We start from the raw sequence: 13,606 nt of genomic DNA on the forward strand, positions 1-13,606 counted from the left end.
ATGTTAGGTGTTTTTGATGGTAGTTACTGAATAAGATTAAGATAGTTATTCATATTTTCACGTTTCCTAACAAATTTTAGCCCTTGTTATTATCTGAAATCTTTACAAAATGGATTTCCTTCTCAACTTTTTTCATTTTCTTGCCTTTTTCGACGGTTTATACGTTGATCTGTCTCTCACCATCTATTAGAATTCGCCGCGCATTTAACATGCAACCACATTTTAATATTTACCATTTTTATTGAATAACTCCTGCAGGGGACATAAATGTCTACAAAATTAGCTAACCCAGCACCGCTAGGCTTGATGGGTTTTGGTATGACTACCATTCTTTTAAACATTCATAACGCTGGATTTTTTCCATTGGATTCAATGATCCTAGCTATGGGTATTTTCTACGGTGGTTTAGGCCAAGTGCTAGTAGGTATGATGTGTTTCAAGCGTGGTGATACATTTGGTACAACAGCATTCACTTCTTACGGTCTATTTTGGTTAACGCTTGTTGGTCTAATTGCACTGCCTAAGATGGGCTTTGCTGCAAGTCCTGCACATTTCATGGGTTGGTACCTAGCACTTTGGGGTGTGTTCACAGCGTTCATGTTCGTAGGTTCGCTACGTTACCCACGCGCTAAGCAAGTAGTATTTGGTTCATTAACGATCCTATTCTTCCTACTAGCAGCGCGCGATTTCACTGGTAATGCAACTATTGGTTTTATCGCAGGTATCGAAGGTATCTTCTGTGGCGCAAGCGCAATTTACTTTGCAATGGCACAAGTACTAAACGCTGAATACGGTCGTACAATTCTACCAATCGGTGAATTGAAGAAAGAGCAAGCAAGTCTAAAAGCTGCTGCTTAATCTTAAAATATTAAGAATTGAAGAGCCTCGTTGAAAAACGGGGCTTTTTGATATCTGAAATTCATCACTATCAGATACAAAAAAACCTCGCTAGCAATGGCGAGGTTTTTATTTATGTGGCTTTAATTAACAGCAAGACTGTGTGATTTGCACATTTGGCTTGTAGGTAAAATTACCTTCAGTATTCACATCATTTTCTCGACGAGATGTTGTTCTAAATTGTGATGGAGTAATGCCATATTTGCGTTTAAATGCATCACAAAAATAAGCGGCACTACCAAAGCCCGAACGATTACCTATTTGAGAAATAGAATAGTTGGAGAACGTCAGGTAATTCAGTGCTAGCCCCATACGGACATCAAGTAACAACTGACTAAATGAAACACCTTCTTTGGCTAAATGACGACGCAATGTTGACTGGGTCGTAAATAATGCTTTAGCCATATCATCAACACTCCATTTGCGTTGAGGATCTTGCGTAATTAAGCGAGCAATGGTGCGCTCTTTTGGCTCATCATAGTTAAAGCGGTAAACGTTAAAGACATCGATACCTGCTTCATTGAGTGCCATTAAGATAAAGGTCAAACATTGGCTTAATAGTGTTTTTTCCATTACGGAGCCGCAAATAGAAGGTAACAACTTATTAAATAGGGCAAAGTTTTGCTCAACAACATCTGGAGTTTCAATGGTGTATACCGGTGAACAACTTGCTGTTGGGAATGTTGGTTGCTTTAATGCACTGATATATTTGAATGCTTCAGTGATTGACTCTTCATCGATCATCAACAGTTGTAGTTCAATGTTTTCTTGGCTATTAAGCTGGTTAATAGAACATGAAATATGACTAAACTTTGGCACTACAAACGTACTATTGTTTTTTAATTCAATAGCATGACCGTTAATATGAACATCGCCTTGGACATTAGATAATTTTACAATTAAGTGATGGTCGACATAAAACTCCTTCAAAACCACGTGGCTTTGAGAGAGGATACGCTTATATTTCATAGCAATACTGCTTCTCTAAAAGTGGAAATAAATCCTTCATTACACACCAAAATTAGGCGACCGTTCTAAGAGTATAGCCATTCTAAAGAGGAATATATTGGGATGGCTTTACACGCGACTGAGTATAGGACTAAACGAAACGGATGAATAGTTGAAAATCACCTAACACGTGTTATCAATCACATTGATTATGCGATTCTATATCAAATGACCTCAAATCGAAATTTATTTGTATTATAAATTAATCAAAAAGAAAAATACTTTAATGGAATAGTTTGGGGTGTGGTTTGGTAGGGGATGTAGAGATAAAAAAAGCTGCCATATAGGCAGCTTTTCGAAAGAAGTCTTAATGCTTAAATTAGCAAATAACTTTGATTGCTAGACCGCCTTGTGATGTTTCACGGTATTTAGCATTCATGTCTTTACCTGTTTCTAGCATAGTCTCGATAACTTTATCTAGCGAAACGCGAGGATCAGATGAACGACGTAGTGCCATGCGAGATGCGTTGATTGCTTTAACTGCAGCAATACCGTTACGCTCGATACATGGAACCTGAACTTGACCAGCAACAGGGTCACACGTTAGACCTAGGTTGTGCTCCATAGCGATTTCAGCAGCCATACATACTTGCTCTGGGCTACCACCCATAAGCTCAGCAAGACCAGCAGCAGCCATAGAACATGCTACGCCCACTTCACCCTGACAGCCAACTTCAGCACCAGAGATAGATGCATTACGCTTGTATAGACCACCAACAGCACCAGATGCTGCGAAGTAACGTGTGTACTCTTTAGGACCAACAGACTGAACAAACTTATCGTAGTAAGCCAGTACCGCAGGGATGATGCCACATGCGCCATTTGTTGGTGCAGTTACAACACGGCCACCAGCTGCGTTTTCTTCGTTTACTGCGAAAGCGAACATGTTCACCCAATCAACCACAGTCATTGGATCGTTGCTTAGCTTCTCAGATGTCATTAGTTGCTGACGAAGTGCAGCAGCACGACGTGGAACACGTAGCGGACCCGGTAGGATACCTTCTTCGTTCATACCACGATCCATACAATCACGCATAGTTTTCCAGATGTTAGCAAAGTAGTTGCTGATCTCATCTTCTGCGTTCATTGCACGTTCATTCGCCATCACTAGCGAGCTGATTGATAGGCCGTGCTCTTTACATTGATCAACAAGCTCAGATGCGTAGTTGAATGGGTAAGGAACAACGACTTTTGATTCTTGTGCTTTACCGAAGTTTTCTTCGTCAACGATGAAACCACCACCGATAGAGTAGTAAGTTTTAGAGAAGATCTTCTCGTCACCAATCCATGCATGAATAGACATACCGTTTTCATGCAGTTCAAGGTTAGTTGTGTGGAAGTTCATACCGCCATCACGAGGGAAGTCAACAGTGTGGCAGTGCATACCAACAGGTAGGCGCTCTGTTTCTTCAACGCGTGCGATAAAACCTGGAATACTGTCAATATCAACATGCTCAGGACTGTTACCAGCAAGGCCCATAATGATAGCGATATCTGTATGGTGACCTTTACCAGTAAGAGAAAGAGAGCCGTATACGTCAACAGTAATCTTAGTTACGTCGCGTAGTTTACCCATAGAGCGCAGATCATCGATGAACTCTTTACCTGCTTTCATTGGACCGACAGTATGTGAACTGGAAGGGCCCACACCGATTTTGTAAATATCAAAAACACTGATCATGTTATTACCTCAGTCGGGGGAAGCGGTTCTTGCCTCCGGCCAAGACTGTATGCGTTTTATAACTCGCCCCTTCCTTGGCGAGCGTACTTAAAAAAGTAAGAGCAGAACCTATAAAGCATCCTGCTCTTAATTATCGTATAGATTGAGTCTATTGTACCAGAACGCTATACCTTTTCTTATCTTTTATGCTTCAAAAAAGAAGTATTTTTGTGTCTGTATAGCGTCTGTTTATCCAGCGATTAGAATGCGCCGTAAATCACTGATGTAATTGCTGCGATACCACACAGAGCGGTGAAAATACGTGCTGCTACAGATGTCTTGTATTTCGCCATTGCTGGTACTTTTTGCATCGCTACTACTGGCATTAGGAACAGAATTGCAGCAATCATTGGTGCACCCATTGTTTCAATCATGCCAAGGATACTTGGGTTGATGATTGCTACGATCCAAGTCGTAATAACGATGAATGCTAGTGATAGTTTTTCAATCTTGCTTACAGGCATGCTGCTGCGAGACTTAGCTAGACCAACAAGACCTTCATGTGCACCTAGGAAGTGACCGAAGTAGCTTGATGTGATAGCAGCGAAAGCAACTAGTGGACCTAAGTAAGAGATTGCTGGTGAATCTTTAACGTTCGCTAAGTAAGAAAGAACAGAGATGTTTTGCTCTTTTGCCATGTTTAGTTGCTCTGGAGACATAGACAGTACAACAGAGAAAACGAAGAACATAACAAAGCCCATTAGCATCATTGCTGCGCCGCCAGTGATCATGTCAGTTTTCTTCACTGCATCTTCACCGTAAACGTGGCGTTGTTCTTTTGCAAACTGGCTAATGATTGGGCTGTGGTTGAAAGAGAACACGATGATTGGGATTGCAAGCCATACAACAGCAGGCATAGAAGACCAATCTGGTGTCACAGACATCATTGATGTGTTCCAGTCAGGAATTAGGTAGATAGATAGCGCTAGTAGGATAAATACTAGAGGGTAAACCATTGCTGACGTTGCTTTTAGCATCAGCTCTTTACCAAATACCACACCTGCAGTCATCAGTGCGATCAATACGCCTGATAGTAACCAACGTGGAATTGACTCCATGCCTAGCTGGTTAACCATGAAAGAGTCAACGGTATTAGTGATACCTACGCCGTAAATAAGCACGATAGGGTAGATAGCGAAGAAGTAAGCAAAAGTAATTAGGTTTGCACCTGCTTTACCGTAGTGCTCTTCAACTGTGTCTGTAATATCAGCATTTGGGTTTTTTGCTGAAAGAACAAAACGTGCTAGACCTTTGTGCGCAAGCCAAGTCATTGGTGCTGCAATTAGTGCCAAAATAACAAGTGGCCAGAAACCGCCCGCGCCAGCTTTAATTGGAAGGAATAGAACACCAGCACCTACGGCTGTACCGAATAGTGATAATGCCCATGTAAAATCTTTATAAGTCCAACGTGTTTTTGCTACACCAGTTTTCACTGCAGTTGATGTATTTTGCATTTTTTGTCATCCAAAAAAAGGGAACGGAACGGAACGTTGTTTTAGGAACACGTGCATTTTCGTTATTTACAGCGGGAATACAATGATAAAGATCTCGTTATGTAATCCATTTTATTTGTGGTACAAAATAAAAAGACATCGATCACATTTTAAGATTTGGCAGGAGCTAAAAAAACAGCTAAACGACTACAAATTATCATCCCAAATTTGGTCTGAAAGTAGCTTAATCATTTGGGCTGTGGCCCCCCATATTGGATAGCCTTCATAAGGGATGTTGTAGACGTGATGATTTTTGCCATTGATAAGAAATTTGTGCTGACGAATATTCTCAGGATTCAGCAGGTGATTGAGTGGTGCTTCAAAGATCATATCCACTTCATTTGGGTCTGGAATGGCGATGTAATCAGGGTCAATAGTGGCAATAAAAGGTGTCACCATATAACCACTTACAGTGGGTAAAGCTGGCAAATTACCTAGCACATCATGACGGTGACAGATGATATTGGTTTCTTCAAATGTTTCACGAAGTGCGGTACTGATCAAATCACTGTCAGTCGGTTCAAAACGCCCCCCTGGAAAAGCAATTTGTCCAGGGTGATGTTTTAAGTGTTCTGCTCGTCGTGTTAGCACCACATTAAAGCCATTATTACGACGCACAAGAAGGATAAGTACAGCAGCTTGTTTAAAGGGATGAGATGCATTCCAATGCTGGCGAATACGATCTTCATGGCTTTGATCGTATTGCAGGCTTGGCGCAAGAATAAATCGACTTAAAATTTGCTGCTGTTCAACCATAAAACCTCTTGGTTTAAATCGTTAGGCTGTTATGCCCTAAATATTCATGTGATGTATTTATCAATATCTCTTATAAGATTGGCAGAATTTTGCTCAATTTGTCGAGAGTTTCTTGATATTCGCTGTCAGCATCACTGTCTGCCACGATACCACCGCCAGCCCAAGCATGGATTTTTTGCTCATTTGCTACCAATGTCCGAATCGTAATACTGGTATCCATTGCACCACAACGGCTGATATAGCCAATACTGCCACAGTAAATACTTCGGCGATGCGGTTCTAACTCTTCAATGATTTCCATCGCTCGCACTTTTGGTGCACCTGTAATTGAACCGCCAGGAAAACAGGCTTTTAACAAATCTGTAGCACTGTGTTCGGCACCTAATTCACCAGTTACCGTACTCACAAGGTGATGAACAGCTGGAAAACTTTCAATTGCAAACAAGTGAGGAACGCTTACCGTCCCTGGCGCAGCCACACGACCAATATCATTACGCAGTAAATCCACAATCATTAAGTTTTCTGCGCGATCTTTATTTGCCTGTTGTAGTGCAAGGGCATTTTCTTTGTCTTGCGCTTCATCGTTACTACGAGGGCGTGTGCCCTTAATTGGCTTAGTTTCAATTTGTCCATTACGCAATTGTAAAAAGCGCTCTGGCGATACGGATAAAATGGCACCTTGGTGTAAGCGAATAAAACCAGAGAATGGCGCACCATTTTCGGCTTCAAGGGCAAGGTAGGCTTGCCATTCATCACCTTCATAATTAGCCGTAAAACGCTGGGCTAAGTTAATTTGGTAGCAATCGCCAGACAGCAAATACTCTTGAATATTGTTAAATTTGTTACGGTAGCTATCACGGGTCATGTTAGATGACCATGATGATGTTAATGAAAAGCTATGAGCAGTTGTTGGCTCTGTTGCTATTTGCGCATGAGAAAAAGCGGTTTGATGCTGTTCTAGCCATGCTTTACGTTGTCCATTTTTAGGCTCAACTAATGTCACTGTTTGCTTTTTATGATCAACAATCAATGCCCAATCATAAATGCCAAGGGCTAAATCTGGCAGTGGAATATCGTGCTCAGCCAGCGTGGCAATTTGCTCTACTTGGCGACCGAGATCATAACTAAAGTAGCCCAGTGCCCCGCCAATAAAAGGAAGTTCATCAATTGGGCTAAGTGCAGGTAATAATTGCTGTTGTAGTGATTGCACTTCTGCAAATGGATCGGCAGTGTTGGTTTTTACTTCGCCATTGGCATAAGTGATGATGTTAGTGCCACTTTCTGACTCGATAGTGGCTAAAGGATCGGCAACCACAATGTCAAAACGGTTATCGGGATGATTTTCTGCGGCCGAGCGTAATATCATAGCCCATGGCAAACCAGAGAGTGGTGCAAACCATGTTAATGCAGCGTCTTTTGAATAGACGAGAGATGTAATGCTTAATTCTGGATGTGATTTACAAATCATTTTCTTTTTTGTGACAAGGGTTTGATTGGCGCGTAGCGCAATAATAAGTGCAAGAGTATCATATTCGGCGAAAGACGCCCAAAGATGAACATGTACTTAACGTGTACTTCACCCTACAAAATTGGAAGAATACTCCGGGCGCCATGGAATGATATTACTCAACGAGGGCAAATATGACTGTCATCCGTAAAGAAGACGTGATTAGTAGTGTGGCTGATGCATTACAATATATCTCTTATTACCACCCACTGGATTTCGTGCAAGCTTTAGAAAAAGCCTATAACAAAGAGCAAAGCCAAGCCGCAAAAGATGCGATCGCACAGATCTTAATTAACTCTCGTATGTCTGCCGAAGGGCATCGTCCAATTTGCCAAGATACAGGTATTGTTACCTGTTTCGTGAAAATTGGTATGAACGTACAGTGGGATAGCGATCTGACTGTACAAGAAATGATTGATGAAGGTGTCCGTCAAGGTTACACCAATCAAGATAACCCACTGCGTGCCTCTGTGGTGGCAGATCCTGCTGGTCGTCGTATTAATACTAAAGATAACGCGCCTGCTGTTGTGCACATTGATATGGTACCGGGCAATAAGGTTGACATTCAGATCGCAGCCAAAGGCGGTGGCTCTGAAAACAAAACGAAAATGGTGATGCTAAATCCATCTGACGATATTGCAGAATGGGTTGAGAAAACAGTGCCACTGATGGGGGCAGGCTGGTGTCCACCAGGTATGCTAGGTATCGGTATTGGCGGTACAGCAGAAAAAGCAGCAGTACTTGCGAAAGAGTCGCTAATGGAATCGATTGATATCCATGAACTGAAAGAGCGTGGCGCACAGAACACCGAAGAAGCATTGCGTTTAGATATTTTTGAACGTGTTAACAAGTTAGGTATTGGGGCGCAAGGGCTTGGTGGTTTAACAACAGTCCTTGATGTGAAAATCAAAACCGCACCAACACATGCAGCGTCTAAACCGGTTTGTATGATCCCGAACTGTGCTGCAACTCGTCATGTTCATTTCACGCTAGATGGCACAGGTCCTGCGGAGCTTACACCACCTAAACTGGCTGATTGGCCAGAAGTGACATGGGAAGTGGGAGATAACGTTCGTCGCGTTAACCTAGACACTATCACGAAAGCAGATGTTCAAGAGTGGAAGTCAGGCGAAACAGTACTGTTATCAGGCAAGATCTTAACCGGTCGTGATGCTGCTCATAAGCGCATTCAAGAAATGCTGAAAAACGGTGAAGGTCTGCCGGATGGTGTCGATTTTAATGGTCGTTTCATCTACTACGTTGGCCCAGTTGATGCGGTAGGTGATGAGGTTGTAGGTCCTGCTGGTCCAACGACATCAACGCGTATGGATAAATTTACCGACATGATGTTAGGCGAGACTGGCCTAATGGGGATGATTGGTAAAGCCGAGCGTGGTCCTGCTGCGATTGAATCTATTAAAGAGCATAAAGCAGTTTACTTAATGGCTGTTGGTGGTGCTGCGTACCTTGTGGCGAAAGCGATTAAGAAAGCACGTGTGGTGGCGTTTGAAGATTTAGGTATGGAAGCGATTTACGAATTTGAAGTCGAAGATATGCCCGTCACTGTTGCTGTTGATTCTAACGGTGTCAATGCTCACCAAACAGGCCCTGATACGTGGCGTGTGAACATTGCTGAAATGGAAAAATAAGCCATTTTTGATGAAAAGAGAAAGAAGGAGCCAAAGTGGCTCCTTTTTTATTCATAAAAAACGGCGACTTGGTTTGTGACCTTGCCTCTATTTTGTAAAATGAAACAAGATTGTTAACAAATAAAGCTCTATTATTCATAATTATATATTTATTGTACGTAATATTAACAATAACAGTGCCCTCACGTATGCAAGATCATGGAGAGTAGTATGAGGCGACAATTTTGCACAACACTTTTAGTGTGTTTTGCCTTAGTTGGCTGTAAAGAAGAGAAAGCGACGGTGATGGAACCCGAGTCGCGACCTGTAAAATTACAATCGGTTTCGGTTGGCAATAATGAATCACTGCGTTCATTTCCTGCCATTGTTGAAGCAGGTGATAAAGCCGTATTGGCATTTCGTGTTTCAGGGCAATTAAATAATGTTCAAGCCCATCCCGGAGAGTTTGTTCGAAAAGGCCAAACCTTAGCGACCTTAAACCCTGATGAGTTATCGTTGTTGGTGAAACAAGCACAAGCGCAATATGATTTAGCCAATGTGCAATTTAAACGTAATAGTCAATTACGTAAGACGAACGTGGTATCAGAGCTTGACTATGACGCCTCAAAAGCCAATTTAAAACAGGCAAAAGCAGCATTAGATAAAGCCAAATCTAATTTAAGTTATGCCAAGCTGATTGCGCCTTATGATGGGCATATATCGCTATCTATGGTTGAAAATTTTGAATATATAGCAGCTAAACAACCTGTCATGCATATTCAAAGTGCCAAGCTGATCAATATGACCTTTCAGTTACCAGACTATTTACTTGCCCGTTTTCAAGGTCATGCTGAAGAGATTAATCCGACGGTGGCATTTGATACTTTAGCTAACCAAACCTTTCCTGCTCAATTTAAAGAAATTGATACCGAGCCTGATAGTAAAACCTCAAGCTATAAAGTCACCCTTTCTATGGCACGTCCAGAAGGTAGCAATATTATGCCGGGTATGTCTGGCTCTGTGACGATTGTGCTTCCTCAAGGTAATGCGGGGGCAATCCCGACTCGTGCTGTTATCACTGAAGGTAATAAACACTTTGTTTGGCGTGTGAATGACAACCAGCAAGTAGAGAAAGTAGAAGTTACATTAGATAAAAATAACCGTGTTATTTCAGGATTGAATGACGGTGATGTGATAGCAACATCTGGAGTCTCTGAATTACAAGCAGATCAAAAGGTCCGTCCGTGGATCAAGGAGCGTGGACTATGATCAAGTCTTATCGTTTATTAACACTGACGGTGTGTGCTTCTTTTCTATTATTAGGTTGTGAAAAGCCGCAAGTCGAGCCTCGTGTCTATCAACCAATAGTTAAAGTACAAGCAGTCAAAGAGGGCAGTAAGCCGCCTAAATTAACCTTTCCTGCGGTAGCGTCTGCTGCGGATAAGTCGATATTGTCGTTCCGAATTCCTGGGGAGATCACTCAAATTTTGATCCGCACCGGTGACACGGTTAAGAAAGGGCAATTACTCGCACGTTTAGATCCCCGTGATTACAAACTCGGTGTTGATGATGCTCAGGCAAAGTTTAATGTTGCTGATAGTCAATATCGACGTTCTGCAAAATTATTACGTAATGGTTATTTACCGCAATCACAATTCGATGAACTAGAAGCGCAGCGCAGTATCGCGAAAGCAAATTTAGAATTAGCGAAGCTCAAATTAAGCTTCACTGAATTAAAGGCGCCTTTCTCGGGGGTGATTTCTATTATTCCTGTCGAGCAGTTTGAGAATATTCAAGTTGGTCAGCAGATCATGAATATCCACAGTGTTAATTCTGTGGATATTGAAATCCAAGCACCTGACATGATTTATTCCAAGCAAAGTGTGTTAGATGTCGATAATAGCGATCGCTCTGCAGCAAAAGTGATCCTTCCTAACGGTGAAAAGCTTCCTGTTAAATTAAAAGAGTTTACCACCGAGCCAGATCCAGAATCGGGTTCATTCCTTGTCACACTCACGATGCCAATGCCTAAAAACCAATTTATTTTGGATGGTATGTCAGTTGAAGTGGAAGCCGATGCTCAGAAATTACAGGTGTATAAAGTGGGTCAGCAAATTGTCCCACTAGAAGCATTGTTTAACCAAGATGGTGATGGAATAGAAGCGACACATAAATATGTCTGGGTTTTAACGCCTGAAAATACAGTGACAAAACGTTTAGTGGTAACAGACAAGGTAGTGCCTGAAGGAGTGAGACTAAAATCTGGTCTTCAGGAAGGCGAAAAGGTTGTTGTCACTGGGGTAAACCGCTTAAGAGAGGGACAAAAAGTGGTGGTGTTTGCTAAGGAGGGCCAACAATAATGAAACAAGATATTGCGACTTATTTTATCAAGAATAAGGTGATCAGCTGGATGCTGACGCTAATATTTCTTATTGGTGGCACGTTCTCTTTCTTTGGCCTAGGGCAATTAGAAGATCCTGCATTTACGATTAAAGATGCGATGGTTGTTACCGCTTATCCGGGGGCCACACCACAACAAGTTGAAGAAGAGGTCACCTATCCAATAGAAAAGGCGATTCAGCAGCTAACTTATGTTGATGAAGTGAATTCCATTTCTAGCCGTGGTTTATCGCAGATCACGGTCACCATGAAAAACAACTATGGCCCTGATGATCTTCCGCAAATTTGGGATGAGCTCCGCCGTAAAGTCAATGATATGTCATCAAGTTTACCACCGGGGGTTGCTCAACCTAAAGTCATTGATGATTTCGGGGATGTTTACGGTATTTTGCTTGCGATCACTGGTGATGGTTATAGCTATAAAGAGCTAAGTGACTATGTTGACTATCTTCGACGTGAAATCGAATTGGTTGATGGTGTAGGTAAAGTTGGCGTTACGGGTAATCAGCAAGAGCAAGTCTTCATTGAAATCTCAATGCAGCGTTTAAGTAGCTTAGGTATTTCCTTAGATACCATTTACAACATTCTTGCGACACAAAACTTAGTGACTAGTGCTGGTGCTGTTCGTATTGGTGATGAATATGTGCGTGTGCATCCGACGGGTGAGTTTAAAAATGTCGATGAACTGGGGGATTTGATCATTACCGAAAAGGGGGCTAATGGTCTTATTTACCTACGTGATGTTGCTGACATCAAAAAAGGCTTTAAAGAAATTCCAGATAATTTAGTGAGCTTTAATGGTCATGAAGCTTTAAATGTGGGTGTTTCTTTTATCGAAGGAGTCAATGTCGTTGAAGTGGGTCAGCGTGTGATGCAAAGGCTGGCTGAACTCAAAGAGCAACAACCGGTTGGTATTGATATTGATGCGGTGTATAGCCAGCCAATCGAAGTTGATAAATCAGTCAGTGGTTTTGTGGTCAGTCTAGGGCAAGCTGTCGTGATCGTGATTGTCGTCCTGCTGTTCTTTATGGGACTACGCTCTGGTTTACTGATTGGTTTGATCTTGCTGTTAACTGTTTTAGGCACGTTTGTGTTTATGAAATGGTTGGCGATTGATCTGCAACGTATTTCGCTAGGTGCATTGGTTATTGCTCTGGGTATGCTGGTGGATAACGCCATTGTGGTGGTCGAAGGGATCTTGATAGGGATGCAGAAAGGGCGGACGCGAATGCAGGCGGCCTCTGATATTGTTACCCAAACCAAGTGGCCATTATTGGGAGCAACAGTGATTGCAGTTATGGCATTTGCACCGATTGGTTTATCGCAAGACTCAACTGGTGAATATTGTCGAACGCTATTTACTGTACTTCTTATTTCCCTCATGTTGAGTTGGTTTACAGCGATTTCATTAACGCCATTCTTTGCTGATCTTTTCTTTAAGAATGTCAAAGTCGATCAAGCTGACGATCAAAAAGATCCTTATGGCAGCATTTTCTTTGTTGTTTATCGTAAGTCATTAGAGTTTTGTATGCGCCAAGCATGGATGACAGTGATCGTATTGATCCTGATGCTTGGTGGTAGTGTGTATGGTTTTACATTATTGAAACAATCGTTCTTCCCTGCATCAACAACACCGATGTTTATGGTGGATGTGTGGCTCCCAGAAGGCACCGATATTCGTGCCACCAACGATACTTTAAAACAACTGGAGAAAGTGGTTGGGGCTGAAGAAGGGGTTGAATACGTCAGCTCAAGTGCAGGTAAAGGTTCGCAGCGTTTTATGCTGACTTATGCGCCAGAGAAAAGCTATGCCGCTTATGGTGAGCTAATTGTTCGGGTTGATTCGTTTGAAAACGTAGTACCTGTGATGAAGAAGTTCAGGGAACAGCTAGATAAAGATTTTCCTGAAATTGAATACAAAGCCAAGTTGGTGATGTTAGGTCCATCATCGGGTTCGAAAATTGAAGCACGTATAGTGGGTTCTGATCCAACGGTACTGCGAGGTATAGCATCACAAGTCGTCGATGTGATGAATGCCGATCCTGGGGCATTTAACATTCGTCATGATTGGCGTGAACGTACCAAGGTTATTGAACCTGTATTTAATGAAAGCCAAGCAAGGCGTTGATATGACCCCCACTGTCAATTAAAACGTAGAAGTTTCTGCTCCCACATTTCCAGAGCCTTACTTGTAAAT

Annotated in this window: 9 protein-coding genes and 1 pseudogene; 5 read left to right on the forward strand and 5 right to left on the reverse strand. The window is 42.1% G+C overall.

Features of this window, described 5'->3' with window-relative positions:
* Positions 1-267 precede the first annotated feature (267 nt).
* Positions 268-858 carry an acetate uptake transporter gene (locus E5A76_RS18705; protein WP_053988302.1) on the forward strand — a complete coding sequence of 197 codons (591 nt, stop codon included), beginning with the start codon at positions 268-270 and terminating at the stop codon, positions 856-858.
* Positions 859-984: 126 nt separating this feature from the next.
* On the opposite strand, the gene E5A76_RS18710 is transcribed toward E5A76_RS18705, so the two are convergent.
* The 5 genes from E5A76_RS18710 to pabB all read right to left on the reverse strand — a co-directional run bounded on the left by E5A76_RS18710 (position 985) and on the right by pabB (position 7,342).
* On the reverse strand, positions 985-1,866 hold the full coding sequence (locus tag E5A76_RS18710; RefSeq protein ID WP_161119846.1) for a helix-turn-helix transcriptional regulator: 882 nt from the start codon (positions 1,864-1,866) through the stop codon (positions 985-987).
* Between the two features lie 358 nt (positions 1,867-2,224).
* Positions 2,225-3,586, reverse strand: coding sequence for an L-serine ammonia-lyase (locus E5A76_RS18715; protein WP_053988301.1), 1,362 nt, complete (start codon positions 3,584-3,586; stop codon positions 2,225-2,227).
* 239 nt (positions 3,587-3,825) lie between these two features.
* Positions 3,826-5,079, reverse strand: a complete 1,254-nt coding sequence (locus E5A76_RS18720) for an aromatic amino acid transport family protein (RefSeq protein WP_053988300.1) — start codon at positions 5,077-5,079, stop codon at positions 3,826-3,828.
* 186 nt (positions 5,080-5,265) lie between these two features.
* Positions 5,266-5,874: a CoA pyrophosphatase gene (locus tag E5A76_RS18725; protein ID WP_161119847.1), complete on the reverse strand. Its 609-nt coding sequence runs from the start codon at positions 5,872-5,874 to the stop codon at positions 5,266-5,268.
* A gap of 70 nt (positions 5,875-5,944) precedes the next feature.
* Positions 5,945-7,342, reverse strand: coding sequence for an aminodeoxychorismate synthase component I (pabB, locus tag E5A76_RS18730; protein ID WP_187695693.1), 1,398 nt, complete (start codon positions 7,340-7,342; stop codon positions 5,945-5,947).
* 173 nt (positions 7,343-7,515) lie between these two features.
* On the opposite strand from pabB, the gene E5A76_RS18735 reads away from it, so the two are divergent.
* The 4 genes and pseudogenes from E5A76_RS18735 to E5A76_RS18750 form a co-directional block, all read left to right on the forward strand.
* The gene (locus E5A76_RS18735) at positions 7,516-9,030 is read left to right on the forward strand and encodes a fumarate hydratase (RefSeq protein ID WP_161119848.1); all 1,515 of its coding nucleotides are present in this window, start codon (positions 7,516-7,518) and stop codon (positions 9,028-9,030) included.
* 210 nt (positions 9,031-9,240) lie between these two features.
* On the forward strand, positions 9,241-10,278 hold the full coding sequence (locus tag E5A76_RS18740; RefSeq protein ID WP_161119849.1) for an efflux RND transporter periplasmic adaptor subunit: 1,038 nt from the start codon (positions 9,241-9,243) through the stop codon (positions 10,276-10,278).
* On the forward strand, positions 10,275-11,369 hold the full coding sequence (locus tag E5A76_RS18745) for an efflux RND transporter periplasmic adaptor subunit (RefSeq protein WP_161119850.1): 1,095 nt from the start codon (positions 10,275-10,277) through the stop codon (positions 11,367-11,369). Before E5A76_RS18740 ends, E5A76_RS18745 begins: the two co-directional genes overlap by 4 nt.
* A pseudogene (locus tag E5A76_RS18750) lies at positions 11,369-13,534 on the forward strand (efflux RND transporter permease subunit); the annotation flags it as partial. The gene E5A76_RS18745 and the pseudogene E5A76_RS18750, both read left to right, overlap by 1 nt.
* Between the last annotated feature and the right edge of the window lie 72 nt (positions 13,535-13,606).

Source organism: Photobacterium lucens (genome assembly GCF_009873615.1).
Classification (GTDB): Bacteria; Pseudomonadota; Gammaproteobacteria; order Enterobacterales; family Vibrionaceae; genus Photobacterium; species Photobacterium lucens.

What these genes read in the sequence shown, in the direction of transcription:
- E5A76_RS18705 (WP_053988302.1), top strand. Translation starts at nt 268, where the DNA reads ATGTCTACAAAATTAGCTAACCCAGCACCGCTAGGCTTGATGGGTTTT.
- E5A76_RS18710 (WP_161119846.1), bottom strand. Translation starts at nt 1,866, where the DNA reads ATGAAATATAAGCGTATCCTCTCTCAAAGCCACGTGGTTTTGAAGGAG.
- E5A76_RS18715 (WP_053988301.1), bottom strand. Translation starts at nt 3,586, where the DNA reads ATGATCAGTGTTTTTGATATTTACAAAATCGGTGTGGGCCCTTCCAGT.
- E5A76_RS18720 (WP_053988300.1), bottom strand. Translation starts at nt 5,079, where the DNA reads ATGCAAAATACATCAACTGCAGTGAAAACTGGTGTAGCAAAAACACGT.
- E5A76_RS18725 (WP_161119847.1), bottom strand. Translation starts at nt 5,874, where the DNA reads ATGGTTGAACAGCAGCAAATTTTAAGTCGATTTATTCTTGCGCCAAGC.
- pabB (WP_187695693.1), bottom strand. Translation starts at nt 7,342, where the DNA reads ATGATTTGTAAATCACATCCAGAATTAAGCATTACATCTCTCGTCTAT.
- E5A76_RS18735 (WP_161119848.1), top strand. Translation starts at nt 7,516, where the DNA reads ATGACTGTCATCCGTAAAGAAGACGTGATTAGTAGTGTGGCTGATGCA.
- E5A76_RS18740 (WP_161119849.1), top strand. Translation starts at nt 9,241, where the DNA reads ATGAGGCGACAATTTTGCACAACACTTTTAGTGTGTTTTGCCTTAGTT.
- E5A76_RS18745 (WP_161119850.1), top strand. Translation starts at nt 10,275, where the DNA reads ATGATCAAGTCTTATCGTTTATTAACACTGACGGTGTGTGCTTCTTTT.